Consider the following 24,046-nt stretch of genomic DNA (forward strand, 5'->3'; position numbering starts at 1 on the left):
GCCCCCCCCCCCCCCGCCCCGCCCCCCCCCCCCCCCCCCCCCCCCCCGCCCCCCCGCCCGGGGCGGCCCCCCCCCCCCCCGCTGCGTTAAGCGGCGTCCCTGAATCGGGGTCCTTCGGCATCAGCATATGGTCGGCGTCAGCTGGGTCCTTGGGCGTCGCCCCTAGCGTCGTCGCCAAGATCCGGCACCACGGGCTCGTCAGCGCCCTGGTCTTCCTGCATGGCCCCCTCCAGTCCCCGGGAGCTGGCGAAGGCCGCCCCCTGGAGGTAGGCCTTGGCGGTTTCCGTGTACGGGTAGGACTCCAGCAAGCGCCAGAATGCGGCTGAATGTGAAGCTTCGATCAGGTGTGCCAGCTCGTGCAGCAGCACATAGTCAACAACCCAGGCGGGCATGCCCTGCAGCTTGTCGGAAAGCCGGATGGTTCCGCGGGCCGGCGTGGCCGATCCCCAGCGTGAATTCTGGTTGGTCACCCACCGTACCGACACCGGCTGCGCCGCTCCGTGCAGGTAGCGCCGGGACAGCTCGGCAGCCCGACCGGCCAGCTCCCCCGCTTGGGCCTGCGGATTGGACGGCGGCGCCGGTGCCGCGCGCTGCTCCAGCCGGGTGACCATCCGCCGGACCCATTCCGCTTCTTGGGTCTTCGTGAAGTGGCCCGGTATCGAAATCACGGCCTTTCCGTCGCGGAAGGCGGCGTTCACCGTCCGGCGGCGTTTGGCTGAGCGGCGGACTTCGATCGGAATTCCCGTACTGGTCACCGAGGGCACGGGGGAAGGCATAGGGGAAGGCAGAGCGGACGGCACGGGGGAAGGCACGGGGGAAGGCACGGGGGAAGGCAGAGGGGAAGGCAGAGTGCCGGGCCCCGGTTCCTGACGGTGTTTCGAGCGGCGCGCGTCTCCTATAGGCATGCCTTAACCCTAGGCGAGCCGCCGGGGTGCCCCGGCCCCTGTGGATAACCTGCCAACCCGGATGGCGCGCGTGCCAAGATGGCCTCACAGGCCATCCCCGCCTGCTGCCGGACCGGCTATCCACTGCAGGAGGTCCCATGCGGATCAATCCCGGGCTTCACGTCTTGGCGCTCTCGTCTTCGGCCCGGCAGTACGGTCTGGGACCGGACGCCCTGGTCCTGCGCGGTCTGCGGGACAGCGACCTCGCCTTTCTGGCCGACCTCCGCGACGGGCTGCCCGACGGCACGGAATCGGCAGCAGCACGCAGTCATTCAGTGCCCTCTCAACGGGCCCGGGCCCTGACCCAGGCGCTGTCCGCCATCCTGCTGCCCTTCCCCGACACCGCCGGTTCCGGCGACCCCGCAGTTCCGGCACTGCGCCTGGAACGGCTGGCCGCCGACAGCAGCCGGCTCTCGGCCGCGTACCGCGTGAACGGCTCAATGATCGTCCGGCGGCGATCCCGGGCTGCGGTGGAAATCAACGGGCTCGGCCGGATCGGCTCACTGCTGGCCCGGACCCTGGCCGGAGCGGGGGTGGGGACGCTGATGCTCGCCGATCCGGGCGCCGTCCTCCCCGCCGACGTCGGGCCGGGCTATCCGTTGACGGATCAGGGCATGCTGCGGGCGCAGGCAGTGAAGCGGCACATCTACCGCCTGGATCCCACGATCCAGGTCCTCACCGCCAACACCCTGAATCCCGGACCGCGGCCGGCGCACCTGGACCTGTCAGTCTGGGTGGGCACCCCGCCCATTGCCGGGCGGACTGCAGGTGTTCCGGCGATGGAACATCCGCATCTCGCGGTCACCGTCCAGGAAACCGGCGTCGACGTCGGTCCCCTGGTTGTTCCCGGGCTGACCCCGTGTCTGGAGTGCCTGGACCGGCAGCTGGCCGACGGCGACAGCACCTGGTATTCCGCGGCAGATGCCCTCGGGCGGCAGCAGATCGACGCCGCGCCGGCCGGGGAGGAAACCGCCGGGGCCGTTGCCGCCGCCGGTGCCGCCGCCGGGCAGGTGCTCGCGTTCCTGGACGGCGTGGTCCAGCCGGCCACGTGGTCCGCGGTGGTGGTGCTGCGCGCAGCCGACGGCTATCCCGGACTGAAAAGGCTGTCCTTCCATCCGGACTGCGGATGCCGTCTGCAGCAAAGAGACTCCCCCGCGCAGGCATCCTGACGGTTCTGCTGTCCGCCGCTTCGGCGGACAGCACCGGAGGGCTGACCGCCGGCTAGTTATCCGCCAGGACCCGCAGGACGGCTTCACCGTAGCGTTCCAGTTTGGAGGGACCAACACCGGGGAGGGTGGCCAGCCGGTTCAGGGACGGCGGGCGGTCCTCGGCGATAGCCACCAGCGTGGAATCAGTGAAAACGACAAAGGCCGGCACTCCGGCTTCGGAAGCTGTGGTCCGGCGCCATTCGCGCAGGGCGTCAAAGGTGCTTTCCTCATAGGTCACCGGGCATTCCCCGCAGCGTCCCACCTTGCGTTCGGCACCGGTGGTGAGCAGCGTTCCGCAGATCCGGCACTTGGCGGGGCCGCTGGCCTTGCGCCGCGACGCGGGTTTGGGAGCCACTGCCCGCTGCGCGTCGCGGGCCGTCTGCGGGCGGAGGCCGTCCAGGAACCGGGACGGCTTGCGGTTGGCGCGCCCGCCGGGCGTCCGCGCCGTGGACCAGGACAGGTGCAGGTGCTCCCGGGCGCGGGTGATGCCCACGTAGAGCAGCCGCCGTTCCTCATCCACCGCTTCGGGGGTGTCGGCAAAGGAAATCGGCATCAGGCCCTCGCTCAGGCCGACGAGGAACACTGCGTCCCACTCCAGGCCCTTGGCCGAGTGCAGCGAGGCCAGGGTGACGCCCTGCACGGTGGGGGCATGCTGGGAGGCAGCGCGCTCGTCGAGCTCGGAAACGAAATCCATGAGCGTGAAGATTGCATCGGGGTCCTGGGTGCGGCTGGCGTGCAGCTCGTCGGCCAGGGATACCAGGGCCGCCAGTGACTCCCACTTCTCCCGGACGGCGCCGCCGCCGGCGGGCGCCTCCGGGCTGTAGCCCAGGGACACCAGGATGTCCCGCACCAGCTGCGGCACCGGGTCGTTGCCCACGGCCCGGGACGCCGCGCGCAGCTGCGCGATGGCATCACGCACCTCGCGCCGGGCAAAGAACCGCTCGCCGCCGCGCAGCTGGTAGCCGATTCCGGCAGAGGTCAGGGCCTGCTCGTAGGCCTGTGACTGCCCGTTGGTGCGGAACAGGATGGCGATCTCGGCGGGCTGCACGCCCTCCTTGATCAGTGCCTTGATGCGCTCGGCCACGGAGGCGGCCTCGGCGTCGTCGTCGGCGCATTCGGTAAAGGTCGGTTCGGGGCCGGCCGGACGCTGGGCAATCAGTTCCAGCGGTTTGGGCCAGGGAGGGGCGAACCGGGAACGCTCGCTCTCGGCCGTGCGGGCGGCCAGGATCCGGTTCGCCAGGCCCACCACCTGGGGCGTGGAGCGGTAGTCCCGGACCAGCTTCACGATGGGAGCCTCCGGAAAGCGAGAGGGGAAGCCCAAAAGGTGCTTGGAGGTGGCGCCGGTGAAGGAGTAGATGGTCTGGCTGGAGTCGCCCACCACGCACAGCTCGTCGCGGCCGCCCAGCCACAGGTCCAGCAGCCGCTGCTGGAGCGGGGACACATCCTGGTACTCGTCCACCACAAAGTGCCGGTACTGGTCGCGCACCGTCGCGGCCACGCGGGGATCTTCCTGGAGGATCCCCACGGTGATCAGCAGCACGTCCTCGAAGTCGATGACGTTGCGGTCCACCTTGACGTCTTCGTAGGCCTGGAAGATGCGGGAAATCGTGATGAGGTCGAACCCGGCGGGGGCATCCCGGTCCTTGGCCGCCGACACGTAGCTCTCCGGGGTGAGCATGGAAACCTTGGCCCACTCGATTTCGGCCGCGACGTCGCGGATGGCGGCGCGGTCGGTGGAGAGCCGCAGCCGGCGGGCGGCTTCGGCGATGAACTGGGCCTTGTGGCTGAGCAGGTCCGGCATCTGGCCGCCGACCGTCTGGGGCCAAAAGTACTGCAACTGCTTCAGCGCTGCGGCGTGGAAGGTCTTGGCCTGCACGCCGCCGGCGCCCAGGTCGCGCAGCCGGGTGCGCATCTCGGCGGCGGCCCGGGCGGTGAAGGTCACCGCCAGCACGCGCTGCGGCTTGTACACGCCGGTGTGCACGCCGTAGGCCATGCGGTGCGTGATGGCCCGGGTCTTGCCGGTGCCCGCGCCGGCCAGGACGCACAGCGGCCCGGTCAGGGAGGTGGCCACTTCCCGCTGTTCGTCATCGAGTCCGGCAAGAATCCGTGCTTCAGCGGAGTTCTCGCTCATGCCCGGGCCTCGGTCTGCGGTTCGGCGATCGGGCCTCCGTACCAGCGCTCGATCAGGTTCCGGGCGATGGAGATGCCGCCGGCAATCGTGATCTCACCGCTGGCCACGGCGTTCCCCAGCTCTTCCCGGGTGAACCAGCGCACGTCGGAGATTTCGACGCCGTCGGACACCGCTGCCGCGGCGTCTTCGGTCCGGGCGGTGAAGCCCAGCATCAGGGAGCACGGGAACGGCCAGGGCTGCGAGCCCAGGTACTGCGGCGAGTGGACAACCAGTCCGGATTCCTCGGCGACCTCGCGGATCACCGCGCCCTCCAGGGATTCGCCGGGCTCGACGAAACCGGCCAGCGTGGAGTAGCGGTTGCCCTTCCAGGCCGCTGCCGAACCGAGCAGGAGCCGGTCCTCGGGGTCGGTGATGGCCACGATGATGGCCGGATCGGTGCGCGGAAAGTGCTGGCTGTTGTCCTCGGTGCACCGGCGGACCCAGCCGCCCTGCTCAGGAAGGGTGGGAGCGCCGCAGCGCGGGCAGTGGGTGTGGGTGGCATGCCAGTTGGAGACGGCAGCGGCTTCCACGAAGAGTGCGGTATCGAGCTCGCCGAGCAGGACGGCGACGTCGCGCAGCGAAGCCCAGCGGGCGCCGTCGTTCTCCAGCGCGGGATCCTCCCGGGCCAGCGTGACCAGAACGACGTCGGTGCCGGCCGGCTCCTGTGCGTCGGCCAGGGTGCGGCCCAAGTAGATGGGGACCTCCCCGAAGCCGCTCTCCGCGACCCGGGCAAGCACCATCTCGGTGTCGTTGATCAGTGCCTTCCCGCCAGCCATGTACATGACGCGGGTGGCGGGGTTGGCGCGGATCTGTTCGAACAGGTCCGCTGCCACGCGGCGGTCCGAACCGCGGTCCACTGCGGTGCGGGCCAGCGGCAAAATTCCAAGAGGGGGTACAACTGCTAGCGGTGCTGGGCTGCTCATGTCTCTACCGTACTGACTTGCACCCCCCAACCTGTAGTTGGAGCCCGGCTACCTGCACGGCGTGAGTTATTGCTCACGCATCCCGCGACTCGCCGCCAGCCTATGGTTATTCGTGCCACATCTACCTCTACCGTTGAACATGTGAAACGCACCCCCATGGAATTGGCCGCAATGGCCAGCGCCGCCGTCCCCGGGCTGGCCCCCACCGGCGTTGCCGGCTCCCCCGACGATGCCGCGGACTTCGACGCCGCGGTACTGGTTGACGAAGCAGGAAAGCAGTGGCGGGTTCGTTCACCCAAGCACGTTGATGCCAGCATGAGGCTGGAAAACGAACTCCTTGTGCTCCGCGCCTTCGTGCCCGCGGTCCGCGCCGAGCTTCCGTTCGCCCTCCCCCACGTGGCGGGAACCGTTCGGCAGGGTGACCTGTGCACCTTCGTCTATTCCCACCTGCCCGGGACCACCCGGGACATCGACTCCTTGGTTGCCGAAGGCGGAGCCCTGCCCACGGAAGTGGGACGCTCCATGGCCGCCATCCACAGCCTTCCGCAGAACCTGGTGAACGACGCGGACCTGCCCAGCTACTCCGCAAATGAATTCCGGCAGCGCAAGCTCAACGAGTTGGACCAGGCCGCCACCACGGGCAAGATCCCCCCGGTGCTGCTGCGGCGGTGGGAGCATGCCCTGGAGGACGTGACCCTGTGGCGGTTCAATCCCTCAGTGGTGCACGGTGACCTGCATGAGGACAACCTGCTGGTCTCCAACGGGCGCATCACTGCGGTCACCGGCTGGACGGACCTCCGCATCGGCGATCCGGCAGACGACTTCGCGTGGCTGATCGCCGCGAACGACCCCACCTTCACCGACGCGGTGCACGCGGCCTACACCGCCGCACGCCCGGAGACTCCTGACCCGCATCTGATCCGCCGTGCGGCGCTGTCCGCCGAATTCGCCCTGGCGCAGTGGCTGGTGCGCGGCGTTGCTGCGGAAAACTCGGTGATGATCTCCGAGGCCGAGGAAATGCTGGCCACGCTGGAAGCTGACATCGTGGAACAGGACGCTGTGGCAAGGGTCGAGGAAGCGGAAGCTGCGGCAGCGGCCAAGGCTGCCGCTGTTTCCGCGGAGCGGGCCGCCGCCGAAGCCGCCGCGTCCGCCGAGCAAGCCTCTGCCGCCTCGGTCCCTCTGGCTGCGGCGCTGCCTGTCCCGTCCAAGGGTCCCGCCGTCAGCCCCGGGTCAACCCGGGTCAGCGTGACGCCCATTTCACCGGACTCCGGTGCTGCGGCCGCCGTCTCTCCTGCCGTATCCCCTGCCGCCTCTCCGGAGCCGGCAGGCACGTCAGCCGTAGCCGGCGCCGAGCCGCAGGCCGACGTCGAGCCGGAGACCGGTGCCACGCCGAAGGGGGCTGCGGATCCCGTCGGCCAGAGCTCCGGCGTCGCCGTTGCCGGGGGCCCCACCGACCCCGTCTCCCGGGTTACTGTCCTGCCGGCCGGTTCCCCGCCCGCAGCGAAGCCGGGCCCCGGTCCGGTGCCCAACCCCGGTCCGCGGGCAACCGGAATGCCTGACTCGGGCAAAGCCGGTCAGCCCGGCACAGCTGGAAAAGCCGGCAAGGCCGGCAAGGCCGGCCGGAATGCCGTGTCAAAGCAGCGCGGAAAAGCCAAGTAACGCACCGGCAGACGAGCCGCCTCAGGCTCCAGCATGCCCGGTCCGCGCCGGAAAGCAGTCCACAGCGGAACACCAGTCGGGGTGCGCACTGGTTCCCACTCTTTGTTGCCTGATGGGGCGGATGTGACCCCGCGAGGGCTCACCCGCCACAGAGACTGGGAACACGTGCAGGAGGGCCTTTGGTCAGACGGCTCGGGCTGCCGCAGGATCCCGTCACGTTCACGGGGCGGCCGTACCGGCGGTCACGGCAAGGCCGGCGCCCGGTACGACGGCGGGCCCGTCCGTGCCCGTCGGTTCCCCGCAAGCCCGCCCGTGTCCGCTGCGGAAACCTGCAAAAATTCTTTCGCTTTCCCCTTTTCGGCGGACACGCACCGGTTCTATGGTTAGCTACATCACCAACTAACCAATGGACCGCCATCGGCTGCCACTGCGATTCCGGCCCGTGAACCGAGGCCACCATGAACTGCAGGCCCAATCCATGAGCGCGTTTGATGACGCCCGCCCCATCTTCTGGCAGGTTGCCGAACGCGTTGAAGGGGACATCCTGGACGGTGTGCTGGCCGAAGAGAGCCAGGTGCCCTCGACCAATGAGATCGCCGCTTTCTACCGGATTAATCCGGCAACTGCTGCCAAGGGCATCAACCTGCTGGTTGACGAAGGCCTGCTGTACAAGCGGCGCGGCATCGGGATGTTCGTGGCCCCGGGAGCCCGCACTGTCGTGCTCGACAAGCGCCGTGAACAGTTCTACCGGCAGTATGTCCAACCCGTCGCCGACGAAGCACGAAAACTGGGAATCGGCGTCGCGGAACTCACCGAACACATTCACCGCAGTGCCGTCGAACACGAAGGGACCCCGGCACCATGAACGTCATAGAGACCCGCGGCCTCACCCGCCGCTACCGGGACCAGCTGGCCCTGGACGACGTGACCCTGAATCTTCAGGCCAACCGGATTTACGGCCTTCTGGGCCGTAACGGCGCAGGCAAGACCACGCTGATGTCCATCCTCACCGCACAGGCATTCGCCAGCTCCGGAGACGTGCGGGTCTTCGGCTCCGACCCGTTCGAAAACGAGCAGGTCCTGTCACGGCTCTGCTTCGTCCGGGAATCGCAGAAGTATCCGGACGACTTCACGATCCGCAACGCGTTGGACGCGGCGGCACTGTTCTTTCCCCACTGGGACAAGGACCTGGCACAGACTCTGCTGGAGGACTTCCAACTGCCCAGTCCGCGCAAACAGCGGATTAAGAAACTCTCCCGCGGCCAGCTCTCAGCGGTCGGAGTGATCATCGGCCTGGCCTCCCGGGCCGAGCTGACCTTTTTTGACGAACCGTACCTGGGCCTGGATGCCGTGGCGCGGCAATTGTTTTACGACCGGCTGCTGACAGATTTCGCCGACCATCCCCGGACCGTCATTCTGTCCTCACACCTGATTGATGAAGTGGCAAACCTGCTGGAACACGTCATCGTCATCGATCACGGACGCATCGTCATGGACGACGAGGTGGAGGCCGTCACCGGCTCTGCCTTCGCCGTCGCCGGCCAGGCCGCGGCGGTGGAACAGTTTGTGGACAACAGGACGGTGCTTCACCGGGACGGACTGGGCGCCCTGTCCTCGGTCACGGTCGATGCCCCGTTGTCCGACGACGACCGCGAGCGTGCCCGGGAGCTGGGCCTGGAACTGGCACCGGTGTCCCTGCAGCAATTGATTATCCGGCGGACCCTGAAGGCCAACGAAGCCTACGGGCCACCGTCCGAGCAGAATGACAAGAATCTGGAGGTACTGCAATGAACCGGGCCCTAGCAGTGGCGCGCATGCAGCTGCTCAACAAATGGATCTACCTCGGCGTCCCCGCCATCATTCTGGTTGTGTCCACGTTGGTCGCGTTGGCCATCCTGGCGCTCATCCCGGACACCGGATCATCTCGGATGTCCTTCGCCGGACAGGCGGTCATGTGGTATTTCCTCAGCATCGGGGTGCAGGCACTAATACTGACCTTCCCGTTCTCGCAGGCCATGAGCGTCAGCCGACGCTCCTTCTACCTGGGAACCCTTGGCCTCTTTGCGGTGATGGCGCTTGGACTGGGTGTGCTCTACTGGCTGCTCGGCCTGGTGGAGGAAGCCACCGGCGGTTGGGGCATTAACGCCCACGTCTTCGCCCTGCCGTGGATTGCAGAATCCGCCTGGCACACGCAGATCCTGCTGTACTTTGCGCTGTCGACCCTCCTGTTCATGTTCGGTTTCTGGTTCGCCACCGTCTATAAGCGCTGGCGCATGACGGGCCTGATGGCGGCGGTCATCGGCCTCGCCCTGGTCCTGCTGGGGGCCGTCGCGGCGGCGACCTGGACCCAATCCTGGGCAGAGGTGGGAGCCTGGTTCGTCCGGCTCACGCCGCTCGCACTGACCGGCTGGCTCCTTCTCGGGGGCGTGGTCCTGGCCGCCGGGTCCTACGGCACCCTGCGCCGGGCCATCCCCTAGCACCGGTCGACCTACGCCCGCCGGACTTGGGAAAGGTGCCGCCGGAAAGGTGCCCCCGGAAAGGTGCCGCCGCCCCGCACGGGGACGGCGGCACCGTTCTGACCGGGGCTCATCCGGGCTCGTCTGAGCCTTCTACCTCGTCTGAGCCTTCTGTGAGGAAGAGTTGGCCGCCCGGATGATCTCTTCGAGGTCCTCCTCGCCGAGGAGATTGAACGGACGGATCAGTTTGTCCGACGCCACGTAGTAGAACGCGGCGTTGACCTTCTCCAACGGCACCCGCTTCAGCCGCGCCCAGGCCAGCCGGTATACCGCCAGCTGCACCGCTCGGACCGCCAGCTTGTCCTTGGAGGGCGGTGCGCCCGTCTTCCAGTCGATCAGGTCCCAGGTGCCGTCGGCGTCCTGGAAGACGGCGTCGATGCGGCCGCGCACCACCACCGCGTCCACCCGGGTTTCCACTGGCACCTCGATGAAGGCCGGAGTGCGCTGGGCCCACGGCGAAGACTCGAATGTGGCGATCATGTCTTCCAGCTGGTAGGCCTCGTCCACGTAGGCATCGGCTGCCCCGGGGTGCTCGTCGATGTCCAGCATGCCGCTGGAACCGAAGAATTCCTCCACCCAGGCATGGAAGGCGGTGCCCTTGCGCGCCGCCATTCCCGGTTCCCGCGGCACGGGGCGCCGCAGCTGCCGGGTGACCTCGTCAGGGTCGTCCTTCAGGTCCACCAGCAGCGAGGCAGAGATGTGCGCGGGCAATTCAACCTCCACCACCTCGTTCGGCGGCCGGTGCCGGGCCAGGACAAGCTCCACTTCACGCGCCCACCGGGTGGGTTCAAACACGCTCGGGGAGGACTCATGGACCTCTTCCTCCGGCAGTCCCTCCCCGGCCAGGATGTCGATCTCCGACTGGCCGACCCGCCCGGCCTGGCGCGCCGCCGCGTCCATCACCGCTGCCGCTGCAGCCTGCATCCGTGCGCGCCGGTTCCCCAAGGGGTCAATCGGCCATTTCTGCCGCTGCACATCGGCGTTGGCCGGGTTGGAATCGCCTTCCTCGCCGGGCTGGACCCAGGAGAGGAGGGTGAAGCCCGGAGCGCCGGCCGCACCGAGCTCGTAAAGATCCTGGAGATAACGCGAGACTGCCGTCGGCTTCGACCGCCCGCCGCCCCAGACACTGGACGTGCAGATCAGCACGAACTTGGCGCGGGTAAAGGCCACATAGGCGAGGCGGCGTTCCTCGCGCTCCGCATGCCCGCGCGCGTCCTCGCTGAAGAGCTTTTCGCTGTCCACCCAGCCCTTCTGGTCCTCCTGCTCCCAATCCCACTGCGGCAGGTCGGGTGCGTCTCCGCGCAGCGGCCAGGGAATGGACCCCTCGCCGCTGCTCCAGCGCGAATCCCGGTCATTGGGGAATTGCCCCTCGTTCAGGCCGGGCACCACCACGACGTCCCATTCCAGCCCCTTGGAGGCGTGGACGGTCAGCAGCTGAACAGCTTCCCGGCTGGCCTCCAGCTGCGTGACGGGCAGTCCGTTTTCCTCGTCGTTGGCCGCCTCCAGCCAGGCCAGGAAGGCCGTGAGGTCCACGCGTTCGGAAGATGAGCTGAAGGTTGCGGCGGCATCGATGAAGGCATCGAGGTTGCGGCGGGACTCGTGGATGGAGACGCCGGGTTTCGCGGCCACCTCGATGTCCAGCAGGATGCGCCGCTCGACTTCGCCGATGAGCGTTGTGAGGTCCTCCCCCACGTAGCTGCGCAGGTCCCGCAGCTCGTCACGCAACAGCTTCAGCCGACGCAGTCCTTCCGCCGAAAGCGACCGCCCGGCGCTGGAGACCCACTCCGGACGCGGCAGCGAGTCGACGGCTTCGACCAGCGACCCGGCCTCGGCCATGTCCGCCTCCACAACGGTGTCGGCGCCGTCCGGCTGCTCGTCCGGCCGGTGAACGTCCGCGGCGTCGGCGACGGACATCGCGTGCTCGCGGACCCGGACCAGGTGCCGGGACCAGTCCGCCAGCGCCATCAGGTCCGCCGGACCAATCCGCCAGCGTGCCCCGGCCAGAATCCGCAGCATGGAGTCGGACCGGCCCGGGTCGCCGAGCACCCGGAGCACCGCCAGCACATCCACCACTTCCGGGGTGGACAGCAGCCCGCCCAGCCCGACAATCTGCACCGGGATGCCCCGCGCTTCCAGCGCTTCCCGGATGGGACCGAACTGTTTGCGGCCGCGGCACAGGACCGCCACAGTGGGATGCAGCGGCTGGCCGGCGTCGTCCTTTTCAAACCAGCGGTTCCGATGCGCCAGCACCTGGTCGGCGACGGCGTCGGCCTCGCCGAGGATGGCTTCGGCCTCGTCCGCGGCGGGAACTGAAACGTCAGCCAGGTAGCGCCCGAGGTAGACCTCTCCCACCGGCGCTTTGGGCTTTGCCTGCAGCTCGGGAACATGCGGCAGGCGCTGCTTGGACAGCCAGGGGGCAACGGTGTTCAAGGGCGCTGACACGGCGTTGGCCGTGGCCAGGATGGCCGTGGAGTTGCGCCAGGCGACGGAGAGGTTGGCGACGGGCGCCAAGGCGCGTGAGCCGTCCGGGAGGAACAGCGGAAATTGGTCCCGGAAGGTGCCCAGCTGGCCGGCCGAGGCGCCGCGGAAGCCGTAGATCGACTGGTGCGGATCACCGACCGCGGTCACGGCGCGGCCGTCTCCGAACAGCTGGGAGAAGAGCACCATCTGGGCGTGCGAGGTGTCCTGGAACTCGTCCAGCAGCACCACCTTGTACTTGGCCCGCTCCATCTCCACCGCCTCGGGGATGGTGGCGGCGATCGTGGCTGCCATTTCCACCAGGTCGCCGAAGTCCAGCTGCCGGCGTTCGAACTTTGCGCGCCGGTACGCTTCAACCAGCTCGGTGACGGAAATCCGGGTGCGCAGCCGGTCCATGAGTTTCTGCACGGCGGCTGTGGCTGCCTTGGGCTTGCCCGCCAGGTACGGCAGCCGGCTGACGGCCTCGAGGTGAGCGGTCAGGTGTTCGCGGACTTCCGCGGGGCTCGTGAGGTGTTCTGCGCATTCCCCGGCCATTTGCAGGACCCCGTTGACCAGGGTCGACTTCGCTGCGGTGAAGTGCTCAAAGTCGCCCGCATACGCCTCAACCACTTCTGTGGCGAGCTGCCAGGACTGCGCGCCGCCCAGCATGACGGAATCGCGCTCCACGCCCAGGCGCAGCCCGTAGTCGTTGACGATGCCGTTGGCGTAGGAGTGGTACGTGGAAACGGCGGGATCCAGCCGGGCATCCTCAGCCTCGTCGGTTTCGAGTCCCGGCGGGATGAGGCCGGGATCCGCGGTGCCGCTGGCCAGGACCCGGTACAGCAGGTCAAGGCGCTGCCGAATCCGGCTGTCGAGTTCCCCGGCAGCCTTGCGGGTAAAGGTCACGCCGAGGATCTGTTCCGGGCGCACCAGTTGGTTGGCCACCAGCCACACCACCCGGTCAGCCATGGTTTTGGTTTTGCCGGAACCGGCGCCGGCGATGACCAGCAGCGGCTCCAGGGGCGCCTCGATGATGCCAATCTGATCAGGCGTCGGATACTGCACGGGATTCGCCGGGTCGGTGTGCAGCATTTCGGCCAGCTCCCGGGCGGAGTAGCGCGGAGCCGGGGGAATCTCGGGCGGAAGCGTCTCGGTCAGGGAGGCACTCATTCGGTGACCTGCTTTCCTTCGGGGCACAGCGGGCAGATTTCGGGCAGCCGGCAGCCGTGGCCGCCGAAGCTGCCCCGGGTGGGATCGTGCACCGTCTCGAATGTGGAGTCGGACATCAGCGCCGCGGCTTCGCGGACCATGTCCCGGGCGCGGGTGTCTTCCGGATCCAGCGGCGGCTGCTGCTGCACGGCCACCGATTTGCTGGTGGTGCCCAGCTGGACCAGGGCGGCGCCTCCGGGCCGGGACGGCTCCGGAGCGCTGGAGTCGGCGTTTCCGGGCGCCGGCATTTCGCGGTTCACCGCCCCCTCCCGGACGGCTTCCTGGTAGGCGGCCAGCTGTGGATGGTTTTCCAGGTCGGCCCCCTTGGGAGCGGACTTGCCGGTCTTGAGGTCAACGATGAACAGCCGACCCTCGCCGTCGATCTCCAGCCGGTCGATCTGCCCGCGCAGCAGGGCGGTCCGTTCCTGCCCGCGGATCTCGACCGGCACCTCGGCGGCGAAGTCCCGCTCCACATCCACCAGGGACCGCCCTTCCTGGCGCATGCTGATGACATACGCGGCGAGCTTGCGCACCATGGTCTCGGCCCGCCGGAAATCCAGCTTGCCTTCCCAGTTGTCCTTCATCCCCAGGGTGGGCCAGCGCCGCTGGAGTTCCTGGACGTATTCGCTGCCTGAAGCGTCAGGCAGGTCCTGGGCGATCTGATGCACCAAGGTGCCCAGCGACCGGGCGAAGTCGGTGGCCTGTTCACCGCCCGCGGCGGACACGAACCAGCTCAACGGTGACTTCAGCACGGCGTCGACCTTGGACGGCGACACCGGAATGGAGGTTTCCTCGGGGATGACGGGAGCGTCGGTGGACAGGTCGCAGAGGCCCCACCACTCGGACGGCGCGGCGCCGGGCACCCGGACCGGGTGGTTGAGCATGGTGCCCAGATGATGCACCGCCTCGCCGGCCAGCTCCGGCTTGTCCTCGGCCTGCTGGGTGTAGGCACGCAGTTCCGCCACGAGGGAGCGCAGCGTCAGCGGACGCAGGACCTCGGTGCGTTCCCGTTTCACCGCTTGGGGCGGGAGCGGTTCCACCAAATCCAGGAACGCCGACGGCTGCTCATCGTCGGAGGACACAGCCGTGCAGATCAGCAGCTCGCGGGCACGTGAGACGGCGGTGGAGAAGCTGCGGAGTTCATCGTGCCGGATGGCGTGCATCAACGTTTGCGGGCTGCGGTGCTTGGCGAAGCCGTCGCCGTGCTCGATCGCGGCGACGAGGTCCCCGCTGCCCAGCAGCTCACCGCGCAGGCGCAGGTTGGGCCAGACGCCGTCCTGCACTCCGGCAACAATCACCATCGGCCATTCCCGGCCGGCCGCACTGGCGGGAGTGAGCAGTTCCACGGCGTCCCGGCGCTGGGCACGTGCGGCGAGGGTGTCCATGGGCAGCTCGGAACTGGTGAGGTACTCCAGGAACTGCGCGGGCGTGGAACCGGGCAGCTGGTCCACATAGCGTTCAGCGGTCTGGAACAGGGCCATGATCGCATCCAGGTCCCGGTCGGCGCGGGCACCGGCGGGGCCGCCGGAGAGGGCGGTGTCCGCCCACTTCTTGGACCACCCGGAGGCGGACCAGAGGGCCCACAGAACGGTTTCAGCGGTGGCTCCGGGCTGTTCCGCGGCGGTGCGTCCGGCCCGCAGCATGGCTGCAGTGCGCTGCGCCGATCGTGCTTCCCAGGACAGCCCGGCGAGCGCCAGGCCACTGGGCGAGAGCGGATCGAGCAGTGCCTCGACCAGCAGGGCGTCGCTGGTGCGTCCGCCTCCTCCGCGCATTTCCTCCCGGCGCAGCGACTGGCGCAGGCGGCGCAGTTCGATCGAGCTCGCGCCGCCGATCCGCGAGGTGAGCAGCGAGACCGCGGTCTCGGGCGTCAGCAGGTCCGGATCCAGGACGATGGCGAAGGCTTCCAGCAGCGGCCGAACTGCTGCTTCATCCCGCACCGCTTTTTCCGCGACGGGAACCTTCACATCAATGCCCTGCCCGCTGAGGTAGCGCTGGATGCGGGCCAGCTGGCCGCCGGTGCGCACGATCACGGCGATGTCTTCCAGGCTTCGTCCGTCCAGGAGCTGGGCCTCAAGGATGCGCTGGGCAATGTAGCGCAGTTCATGCATGGAGGAATCGACAACGTGCGCCTCGGCACGGCCGGCAGGTGCAGCTTCCCCCGCGGCTGTCCCTTCGCCGCTGGGATCTTCGCCGCCTGGATCTTCGCCGCCCGTCTCCTGCTCCGCAGCGGCAGGCAGGACCGCCGCCCGGTAACGGGGAAGCTGCCCGACCACGGAGATCCGGGAAGCGGTCCGCAGCCACGCGGAAGCAACCGACCCGGTGAGCCGGTGCGGTCCGGACAGGACGAAGGTCTGCAGGCCTTCCCCCAGCGAGTCGCCGAGCTTGCCCAGCAGATCCGGCCGGGCGCCGCGGAAACCCTGGACCACGGTGTCCGGGCAGGCAGTCACCAGTGTGTCCCGGCCACCTGCCAGCAGTCCCAGCAGGGCGTGGATGGCAGGGTTGGCCTCCTGCAGGTCATCGACGAGGATCAGCTGCTGGCGGGCCTGTTCCGCCGCCAGGAACTCGGGGTCCGATTCCAGGATCTGCAGCGCCGTGGTGATGATGCCGGAGGGGTCGAAGGCCTCCGGCATGCGGATGTCCAGGACGTCTCGGTACTCCGCGTAGAGCGCCCCGGCGGCAACCCAGTCCGGGCGGCGGTGCCGCCGCCCCAGGTCGGCCACTTCTTCGGCGGAGATGCCGTATTCGATGATGCGGTCGAAAAGCTGCCTGATCTCCTGCCGGAACCCCCGGGTGGGAAGCGCGAGATCAAGGGAATCGGGCCAGGGCAGGGCGGGCACGCCCTGCTGGCCGTGTCCTTCCAGGAGCTCCTTGATGATGACGTCCTGCTCGGCGCCGGAGAGCAGCTTCGGTGCGCGGGTGATGTACGGCAGCCGTCCTTCGGCCTTGGCCCGCCGGATCAGGTCGAAGGCGTATGAGGCCCAGGTGCGTGCCGGCGAGGTGCTGAGTGTGCCCTGCAACCTGGCGGAGAGCGAATCGCGCAGGGCTGCCGCTGCCAGGCGGGTGGGCGCAAGCAGCAGCAGGCCGGCCGGATCCAGGCCGCGGCTGATCCGCGCGGCTGCCGCCTCCACCAGGACCGTGGATTTGCCGGTGCCGGGAGCACCCAGGACCAGGACCGGGCCGCTGCCGGCGGGCAGGTCGACAATGGCCTGCTGGTCCGGGCTCAGCTGCGGTGCTTTGGCGGTTCCGGCCGACGGCCCAACCAGTTGCAGTTTTACGCTCATGCCTCTACTTCATCACGTCCCGCTGACATTCCCGTTCCGTGCCCGGCGAGCCCGGTCCGGACGCCCTCGATCACTGTCCAGTCCTTTTCCGTGGGGAACCACCGTGCCGCTGCGATCCGCACGCGGTAGCCCCCGCCGTCGTCGTCGGGCGTCCCCGACAGCGGTGTGCCCTCGCTGCGGTACTGTTCCAGGGCCCGGAGTTCGTGAGAGCGCGGCGGCTCGCCGCCCGCGCGGATCACCCGCCACCAGGGCAGGCCGGATCCGTTGCGGGACAGGACGGCGCCCACCTGCCGGGGACCGCCTGAGTCCAGGATCTCAGCAACATCCCCGTACGAGAGGACCCGCCCTGCCGGGATCAGCGCAGTGACGGAACGGACCGCCTCGACATACTCATTCCGCATGTCCACCAGCCTAGTCCGCACGGCGCGGACCCCTGAATCTTCGATTGTCGGTGCCCGCCGGTACGTTTATTTCATGAACAGCTGGCATGAACTCCCCCACGCGGCCTTTGATCTTGAGACCACCGGCCGCGATCCGCACACCGCACGCATCGTCACCGCCTCCATCATTCTCGTCAATGGACAGGGGGAGATTCTGCAGCACCACGAGTGGCTCGCCGCAGTCGAGGAGGACATCCCCGCCGAAGCCGCCGCCATCCACGGCGTCAGCACCGAGCGTGCCCGGGCCGAAGGCCGCCCCGCGCCTGAGGTGACCGCTGAAATCGCCGGCGTGCTCGGAGGCATGTTTGCCGCCGGCATCCCGGTCCTGGCCTTCAACGCCTGCTACGACTTCACCGTCCTGAACCGGGAATGCGAACGCTTCAACCTGACCGCGCCGGCACCCGCTCCGGTGATCGACCCCTACATCCTGGACAAGCAGGTGGACCGGTACCGCCGCGGCAAGCGCACTCTCACCGCCCTGACCGAGCACTACGGTGTCGGGTTCGAGAACGCCCACACCTCTGCGGCGGATGTCATGGCCACGCTGGGCGTTGCCCGCGCCATGGCCGGACGCTATCCCGCGCTGCACGGCGACGCCGGAGCGCTGCACCAGGCGCAGATCGGCTGGGCCGGCGCACAGGCCGCCAGCTTCCAGGACTATCTGAGGCGCAAGGACCCGGCAGCCGTGGTGGACGGCTCCTGGCCCGCCCGCGCCTGACTTCCGCGCCCGGGCAGGACGGGTCATCCACGCAGCCGGAAGGCAATACCGTGAGTCACAGGACGCAACATAAAGGAAGCCTGCTTCATACATCGGCATGAATCATGTCCTGAGCCCTCTGCATGAGATACTTGCACCTGTGTTAGGCGCTGATGGCGCCCCAGGCGTGCCCTGGAGACCCCCGTGGCAGGGGCGCTCCTGCGGACCCGGCGCCTCGTGCCACGGGATTGGCAGACACCTCCCCAGGCCCGGCCCCGGACGTGCCCCATCACATCCGCCGCGGGCAACCGGCCACTGGCCGGCCCCCTACGTAGACCACGAGGATCAATGATCACAGTTACCGACCTGCGCAAGGTATACCGCCAGGGCGACCGCGACGTCACCGCGCTCGACGGCGTCAGCCTGAGCGTGCCCAAGGGATCCATTCACGGGATCATCGGGCACTCCGGCGCCGGCAAGTCAACGCTGGTGCGTTGCCTCACGCTGCTGGACCGGCCGACGTCGGGCTCGGTAACCATCGACGGCCGGGAACTGACAGCGGTGAAGGACTCCGAGATCCGCACCGCGCGGCGCCGCATCGGCATGGTGTTCCAGCACGCAAACCTGATGGACTCCCGCACCGCGGCAGCGAATATTGCCCACCCCCTCGAACTGGCCGGCGCCAAGAAACAGGTCATCCAGGACAAGGTTTCCGACCTGCTGCGCCTGGTCGGCCTGGAAAGCTTCGGCGGCGCCTATCCGGCGCAGCTGTCCGGTGGCCAAAAGCAGCGTGTGGGCATTGCCCGCGCCCTGGCGTCGGACCCGGACATCCTGCTCTGCGACGAGCCCACCTCCGCACTGGATCCGGCCACCACCGACGACATCCTCGACCTCATCGCTGATTTGTCGCACCGCCTGGGGCTGACGGTGCTGATCATCACGCACGAAATGAACGTCGTGAAGCGCATCTGCGACTCCGTCTCCCTGCTTGAAGCCGGACGCGTGGCGGAGCACGGCGCCCTGAACGAGGTCGCCTCGAACCTGGGCGGCCGGCTGGCGAAGCAGCTCATCCCGCTGCCGGCCACCCCCATCCTTCCCGGGGACCCGACCGGTCCGGTCCTGGAGCTCCTGCTCACCGGCGGCAACGCCACCGAGCCGGTGCTCTCCGCCCTGACCCGGCGCTTCGACACCGACGTCAACGTCCTGGCCGGTTCCGTGGAGACCCTCGCGGGCCGCCGCTTCGGCCGGCTGCGCATCCAGCTCGATGTCCACACTGACATGAGAGCCGTTACCGACTATCTCGCCGACCAGGGCGTTGCCGTGGAGGTGGCCGCATGAACTTCCTTACTGAACTCCTGAACAACCCCGGAATCACCAAGGCACTGCCCGAATCCATTCTGGAAACGCTGCAGATGGTCGCCATTTCCGGGTTGGTGACACTGCTGATCGGCCTGCCGCTGGGCATTTTCCTGCACACCAGCGCACCCGGCGGCCTGCGTCCGCTGCCGGTGACCAACAGGATCGTCAGCGGAGTGATCGTGAACATCACCCGCTCGATTCCGTTCGCCATCCTGATGGTGACGCTGATTCCGCTGGCCCGAATCATCACCGGCACCTCGATCGGACCGATCGCCGCCTGCGTGGCGCTGAGCATCGGCACCATTCCGTTCTTTGCCCGCCTGGTGGAAACCGCGCTCCGCGACGTCTCCGGCGGCAAGATCGACGCCGCACTGGTGATGGGTTCCACCAAAATGCAGATTGTCACCAAGGTCCTGCTGCCCGAAGCCATGCCCGGGCTGGTAGCCGCCCTGACCACCACCATGGTGACCCTGGTCGGCTACTCGGCCATGGCCGGCATCGTCGGCGGCGGCGGTTTGGGCCGGCTGGCCTACAACTACGGCGTCCAGCGCTTCGACAGCGGCGTCATGGTGGTCACCATCATTGTGATCGTGGCGATTGTCCAGATCATCCAGATCACCGGCGACATCGTTGCCCGCCGGGTGGACCACCGCTCGGCCGGCGGCTCCGGCAAACGCCGCCGCCGTCCGCAGGCAGCCGCCGCGGCCGCGTCTGTCGGCGCCTCCGCCCGGTCCGGCCAGCCGTCGGACGAGCTCGCCGCCGCCGAAGCCTCCCCCGAGGCCGCCGCCGAAGGCGGCCGCGGCAACTCCGGCACCCGGACGTCCCGCTGACGCCCGACGCCCGTCCGGCAATCCCGTTGCCACCTCCGCTTTCCGGGCCGCCGCCCCGCTCTCCGCGGGCGGCGCCCGCGAATCTGCAGCCAGTAGCCGCTAGCTGCTCCCTGTCCGGGCCGGAAGTCTCCCGACCCGGGTCACTTGAAAGGAACGCATCCGATGCGTAAATCTCTGACCCTTGTTGCCACCGGTGTGGCCGCGGCCCTGGCGCTGTCGGCCTGTGGAAGCTCGGAAGAAGCTTCCACCTCCGTCGATTCCCTGGACCCGGCCAACCCGGCGACCCTGACGGTGGGCGCCAGCCCGCTGCCCCACGCCCAGATCCTCCAGTACGTTGACGACAACCTGGCTGCCGACGCGGGCCTGGACCTGGAAATCAAGGAATTCGACGACTACGTCACTCCGAACATCGCCCTGGATGACGGCTCGCTGGACGCCAACTACTACCAGCACCTGCCGTACTTCGAGTCCCAGGTCGAGTCGCAGGGCTACGACTTTGAACACGGCGCCGGCGTCCACGTGGAGCCGTACGCAGTGTTCTCGGAAAAGCACGAGGACATCTCGGCCGTCGGCGACGGCGCCCGCATCGCCATCACCAATGACCCGTCCAACCAGGCCCGCGCGCTGACGCTCCTGGAAGAGGCCGGCCTGCTGGAGAACATCGAGGACGACGCCTCGGTGCTCGCCCTGACCGACGAGCAGAACCCCAAGGGCCTGGACTTTGTCGAGAACCAGCCGGAACTGCTGGTCAACGACCTGAGCGATCCCACCGTTGACCTGGCAATCCTCAACGGCAACTACATCCTGGCCGCCGGCCTGAGCACCGATGATGCTCTGCTGGTGGAATCCGTCGAGGACAACCCGTACGCCAACTTCGTGGCCTGGAAGACCGGCAACAAGGACGCCCGCATCGACAAGCTCGAAGAGCTGCTGCACTCCCCCGAGGTCAAGACCTTCATCGAGGAAACCTGGCCCAACGGTGACGTCACCGCCGCCTTCTAAGGCTGCCCGGTAGTCCACCACCCCGCTGAAAAAGAAAAGCCCCGCACCGGTTCTGACCGGTGCGGGGCTTTTCTGATCCGTTTGGATCCCGGGCGCGGGACCTACGGCTGGGCGTCGGCGGCAGCCTTCGCGGCCGCCGGCAGCGCTGCGTAAATGCGTTCCATCGCGGCGTCGTCGTGCGCGCCGGAGAGGAACCAGGCCTCGAAGACCGACGGCGGCAGGTAAACGCCGGCATCCAGCATCGAGTGGAAGAACGGCTTGTAGCGGAAGGCCTGCTGGGCCTGGGCCTGCTCGTAGTTGTGCACGCCGGTGGCCGAGGTGCCGAAGGCGACGCTGAACAGGTTGCCGGCCCGCTGGATGCTGTGGTCCACGCCGGCCGCGTCCAGAGCCGCGGACACCGCTGCTGAGAGCTCGGCGGAGCGGGCGTCCACGGTGGCGTAGACCTCGGCGGTGGCGGCGCGCAGCGTGGCAACGCCGGCCGCCATGGCGATCGGATTGCCGGACAGGGTTCCGGCCTGGTAGACCGGTCCCAGCGGTGCCAGGTAGTCCATGACATCGGCACGGCCGCCCAGGGCGGCGACGGGCATGCCGCCGCCAATGACCTTGCCGAAGGTGAACAGATCCGGCGCCCAGGGCTCGGCTGCGTCGGCGGCGCCGCCCGTGAGCCCCCAGTAGCCGGCAGGTCCGGTGCGGAATCCGGTCAGCACTTCATCCAGGATCAGCAGCGCCCCGTGTTCGGCGGTGATCCGGGAAAGCGCCGCATTAAAGCCGGGCTCCGGTGTCACCACGCCCATGTTCGCGGGGGCGGCTTCGGTGATGACGGCGGCGATGTTCGCACCGTGCTCGGCGAAGGCAGCCTCCACGGCCGCGACGTCGTTGTACGGCAGCACCAGCGTTTCGGCGGCTGTCGCTTCGGTGACGCCGGCGGATCCGGGCAGGGCCAGCGTGGCCAGGCCCGAGCCGGCGGCGGCCAGCAGACCGTCAAGATGGCCGTGGTAGCACCCGGCGAACTTGATGATCAGGTTGCGGCCGGTGAAGCCCCTGGCCAGCCGAACGGCGGTCATGGTGGCTTCGGTGCCGGTGGAGACCATGCGCAGACGCTTCACGGCCGGCACCCGGTCCATCACCAGCTGGGCCAGCTCGGCCTCAGCCGGGGTGGAGGCTCCGAAGGACAGCCCGTTGTCGACGGCGGCGTGCACGGCAGCCAGCACGTCCGGATGGGAATGCCCCACCAGGGCCGGCCCCCAGGAGCAGACCAGGTCCACGTACTCGCGGCCCTCGGAATCGGTGATGTAGGGTCCCTTGGCCGAGACCATGAACCGGGGTGTGCCGCCGACGGACCCGAAGGCCCGCACCGGCGAGTTCACGCCGCCGGGCATCAGGGCCCGGGCACGGTCGAAGAGCTCCTGGGAGGAGGTGGCTGTTGCAGGTGAAGTCATTACTTGCTTTCCTTCAGCCAGGCCGCCAGTTCGGTGGCCCAGTAGGTGAGAATCATGTTCGCGCCGGCCCGCTTGATGCCAAGGACCGACTCTTCAATCGCGCGGCGGCGGTCAATCCAGCCGTTGGCGGCAGCGGCTTCAATCATCGCGTACTCGCCGGAGATCTGGTAAGCACCCACGGGCACCGGTGACATGGCGGCCACATCGGCCAGCACGTCGAGGTAGCTCATGGCCGGCTTGACCATCACCATGTCGGCGCCCTCTTCAAGGTCCAGTTCCACTTCCACCAGGGCCTCACGGCGGTTGGCGGCGTCCATCTGGTAGGTGCGCCGGTCCCCCTTCAACTGGGAGTCCACGGCTTCGCGGAACGGCCCGTAGAAGGCGGAGGCGTACTTGGCGGCGTAAGCGAACAGCGACACATCGGTGTGACCGGCCTCGTCCAGGGCGCGCCGAATCACGGCGATCTGGCCGTCCATCATGCCGGACGGGCCCAGCACATGGGCCCCGGCCCGGGCCTGCTCCACGGCCATGCGGCCGTAGATTTCCAGCGTGGCGTCGTTGTCGACCCGGCCCTGTGCATCCAGGACGCCGCAGTGCCCGTGGTCGGTGAACTCATCCAGGCAGACGTCGCTCATGATGACGAGCTCGTCGCCCACCTCCTCGCGGACGGCGGCAATGCCGCGGTTCAGGATGCCGTTCGGATCAGTTCCGGCGCTGCCGACGGCGTCCCGCTCGGCCGGGATGCCGAAGAGCATGATGCCGCCGACGCCCAGGTCCACCGCTTCCGCGGCCGCCTTCTTCAGGCTGTCCAGCGTGTGCTGCACGACGCCGGGCATCGAGGCCAGCGGATTGGGCTCGGTCAGGCCCTCGCGGACGAAGGCCGGAAGGATCAGCTCGGCGGGATCCAGCCGGAACTCTGCGGTCAGCCGCCGCATGGCGGGGGTGGTGCGCAGCCGGCGCGGACGGTGCTGGGGGAAGCTCATGGTGTTCTGCCTTCCGGGTTTCTGGGAAATTCAGGTTGAGGGGCTCTTAGCAACAGCAACGGCAAGGGCCTGTGCTATTCCCGCCGGCGTGGGCTGCTGCGCCACAGCCTGCGGGCTCACGCCCAGCTCGGTCATCCGGGCGGCGGTGCTGTCCCCGATGGCGACAAGCAGCGTGCCCGGCGGAACCGGCGCGCACTGCCGCAGAAAGCGGGTGGCAATGCTGGGCGAGGTCAGGACGACGGCGCGCGGACCGGCCGGCGCCCCGGCCAGGAATTCCTGCGGGGTGAGCAGGCGGCTTCCGCCGGCCGCGCCGTCGTCGGCTGCCGGGGTGAAGCGCACGCCCGCCGCCGGGTAGTCGACAGTGCAGTAAGCGGTGACCGTGCGGACGTCCCAGCCGAGCCCGGTCAGGGCGTTGGACAGTGCCGGATCGGCCAGGTCGGCCTGGGGCAGGAGGATCCGCAGGGCACCGCCCTCGGGATCGGACGCTGAGGGGTGGGGCCAGGATTCTGCCAGCCCGCGGGCGGACTGGTCACCGTCGGGCATCAGGTCAACGTCCAGCCCGATGTCTTCGAGGGCCTGCCGTGTGCCTGCTCCCACGGCAGCGACGCAGGTTCCGGACGGGATGGCGGTGGGCACCGGCACCCCGAGCGCGGCGCAGCGCCGGACCATGGCCCGGACCGTTGTCACGCTGGTGAAGACCACCCACGCAAAACGTCCGGACCGCAGTGCCTTGAGCGCCCGGTCCAGCTCGGTGGTGTCCTCGGGGAACTGGAAATCGATCAGCGGCATCAGGTCCACGGCCGCGCCCCGCTCGGCGAGTTCGGCGGCCATGGCGGCCGCCCGGTCCGGAGTGCGCGGGAGGACCACTGTCAGTCCCGCGAGCTCCGGCCGGGGTTTCCTGGCTGCCACGTCAGCAGCTCCGGGAACGG

The 24,046-nt window shown here is 68.6% G+C and carries 17 protein-coding genes and 1 pseudogene; 9 read left to right on the plus strand and 9 right to left on the minus strand.

Going from position 1 to position 24,046, the window contains the following annotated elements; translation table 11 throughout:
* Positions 1-137 precede the first annotated feature (137 nt).
* A complete protein-coding gene (locus QNO00_RS04740; protein ID WP_284023796.1) occupies positions 138-776 on the minus strand; it encodes a M48 metallopeptidase family protein in 639 nt (212 codons plus the stop codon).
* Positions 777-1,042: 266 nt separating this feature from the next.
* Between QNO00_RS04740 and QNO00_RS04745 the strand changes: the two genes are divergently transcribed.
* Positions 1,043-2,113: a ThiF family adenylyltransferase gene (locus QNO00_RS04745; RefSeq protein WP_284023797.1), complete on the plus strand. Its 1,071-nt coding sequence runs from the start codon at positions 1,043-1,045 to the stop codon at positions 2,111-2,113.
* Between the two features lie 52 nt (positions 2,114-2,165).
* Here QNO00_RS04745 and QNO00_RS04750 read toward each other — a convergent pair whose 3' ends face one another.
* The gene (locus QNO00_RS04750; RefSeq protein WP_284023798.1) at positions 2,166-4,283 is read right to left on the minus strand and encodes an ATP-dependent DNA helicase UvrD2; all 2,118 of its coding nucleotides are present in this window, start codon (positions 4,281-4,283) and stop codon (positions 2,166-2,168) included.
* Positions 4,280-5,245 carry an NAD(+) diphosphatase gene (gene nudC / locus QNO00_RS04755; protein ID WP_284023799.1) on the minus strand — a complete coding sequence of 322 codons (966 nt, stop codon included), beginning with the start codon at positions 5,243-5,245 and terminating at the stop codon, positions 4,280-4,282. The genes QNO00_RS04750 and nudC overlap by 4 nt, the downstream gene beginning before the upstream one ends.
* A gap of 141 nt (positions 5,246-5,386) precedes the next feature.
* On the opposite strand from nudC, the gene QNO00_RS17295 reads away from it, so the two are divergent.
* The 4 genes from QNO00_RS17295 (at position 5,387) to QNO00_RS04775 (ending at position 9,381) form a co-directional block, all read left to right on the plus strand.
* Positions 5,387-6,904 (plus strand): macrolide 2'-phosphotransferase, encoded by a 1,518-nt coding sequence (locus QNO00_RS17295; protein WP_349643465.1) that lies wholly within the window; start codon positions 5,387-5,389, stop codon positions 6,902-6,904.
* Positions 6,905-7,382: 478 nt separating this feature from the next.
* Positions 7,383-7,769 carry a GntR family transcriptional regulator gene (locus tag QNO00_RS04765; RefSeq protein ID WP_229965012.1) on the plus strand — a complete coding sequence of 129 codons (387 nt, stop codon included), beginning with the start codon at positions 7,383-7,385 and terminating at the stop codon, positions 7,767-7,769.
* Entirely contained in the window at positions 7,766-8,695 is a 930-nt protein-coding gene (locus QNO00_RS04770; protein WP_284023800.1) for an ABC transporter ATP-binding protein, read from the plus strand. Before QNO00_RS04765 ends, QNO00_RS04770 begins: the two co-directional genes overlap by 4 nt.
* A complete protein-coding gene (locus tag QNO00_RS04775) occupies positions 8,692-9,381 on the plus strand; it encodes a hypothetical protein (protein WP_284023801.1) in 690 nt (229 codons plus the stop codon). Before QNO00_RS04770 ends, QNO00_RS04775 begins: the two co-directional genes overlap by 4 nt.
* Positions 9,382-9,513: 132 nt before the next feature.
* Here the strand turns inward: QNO00_RS04775 and QNO00_RS04780 are convergent, their stop codons facing one another.
* From QNO00_RS04780 to QNO00_RS04790, 3 genes are read right to left on the minus strand one after another with little or no spacing between them, the layout of a single operon-like run.
* Complete coding sequence (locus tag QNO00_RS04780) at positions 9,514-13,047, minus strand: ATP-dependent helicase (protein WP_284023802.1); 3,534 nt, start codon at positions 13,045-13,047, stop codon at positions 9,514-9,516.
* Positions 13,044-16,367 (minus strand): ATP-dependent helicase, encoded by a 3,324-nt coding sequence (locus QNO00_RS04785; protein ID WP_284023803.1) that lies wholly within the window; start codon positions 16,365-16,367, stop codon positions 13,044-13,046. Before QNO00_RS04785 ends, QNO00_RS04780 begins: the two co-directional genes overlap by 4 nt.
* Positions 16,364-16,768 (minus strand): MGMT family protein, encoded by a 405-nt coding sequence (locus tag QNO00_RS04790; RefSeq protein ID WP_284023804.1) that lies wholly within the window; start codon positions 16,766-16,768, stop codon positions 16,364-16,366. The genes QNO00_RS04785 and QNO00_RS04790 overlap by 4 nt, the downstream gene beginning before the upstream one ends.
* Positions 16,769-16,841: 73 nt before the next feature.
* Between QNO00_RS04790 and QNO00_RS04795 the strand changes: the two genes are divergently transcribed.
* The 4 genes and pseudogenes from QNO00_RS04795 (at position 16,842) to QNO00_RS04810 (ending at position 20,695) form a co-directional block, all read left to right on the plus strand.
* On the plus strand, positions 16,842-17,525 hold the full coding sequence (locus QNO00_RS04795; protein ID WP_229965068.1) for a 3'-5' exonuclease: 684 nt from the start codon (positions 16,842-16,844) through the stop codon (positions 17,523-17,525).
* A gap of 327 nt (positions 17,526-17,852) precedes the next feature.
* Positions 17,853-18,842 carry a methionine ABC transporter ATP-binding protein gene (locus tag QNO00_RS04800; RefSeq protein ID WP_229965006.1) on the plus strand — a complete coding sequence of 330 codons (990 nt, stop codon included), beginning with the start codon at positions 17,853-17,855 and terminating at the stop codon, positions 18,840-18,842.
* A pseudogene (locus tag QNO00_RS04805) lies at positions 18,839-19,516 on the plus strand (methionine ABC transporter permease); the annotation flags it as partial. The gene QNO00_RS04800 and the pseudogene QNO00_RS04805, both read left to right, overlap by 4 nt.
* 339 nt (positions 19,517-19,855) lie before the next feature.
* Positions 19,856-20,695: a MetQ/NlpA family ABC transporter substrate-binding protein gene (locus QNO00_RS04810; protein WP_229965005.1), complete on the plus strand. Its 840-nt coding sequence runs from the start codon at positions 19,856-19,858 to the stop codon at positions 20,693-20,695.
* A 101-nt stretch (positions 20,696-20,796) separates the two neighbouring features.
* Here QNO00_RS04810 and hemL read toward each other — a convergent pair whose 3' ends face one another.
* The 3 genes from hemL to QNO00_RS04825 are packed head-to-tail and all read right to left on the minus strand — an operon-like array spanning position 20,797 to position 24,026.
* On the minus strand, positions 20,797-22,134 hold the full coding sequence (gene hemL, locus QNO00_RS04815; protein WP_284023805.1) for a glutamate-1-semialdehyde 2,1-aminomutase: 1,338 nt from the start codon (positions 22,132-22,134) through the stop codon (positions 20,797-20,799).
* Positions 22,134-23,117 (minus strand): porphobilinogen synthase, encoded by a 984-nt coding sequence (hemB, locus tag QNO00_RS04820; RefSeq protein WP_229965003.1) that lies wholly within the window; start codon positions 23,115-23,117, stop codon positions 22,134-22,136. Before hemB ends, hemL begins: the two co-directional genes overlap by 1 nt.
* Before the next feature lie 30 nt (positions 23,118-23,147).
* Positions 23,148-24,026: a uroporphyrinogen-III synthase gene (locus QNO00_RS04825; RefSeq protein WP_229965002.1), complete on the minus strand. Its 879-nt coding sequence runs from the start codon at positions 24,024-24,026 to the stop codon at positions 23,148-23,150.
* Positions 24,027-24,046: the final 20 nt, after the last annotated feature.

Origin of the sequence: Arthrobacter sp. zg-Y1219, from assembly GCF_030125545.1 — a bacterium.
GTDB lineage: Bacteria > Actinomycetota > Actinomycetes > Actinomycetales > Micrococcaceae > Arthrobacter_B.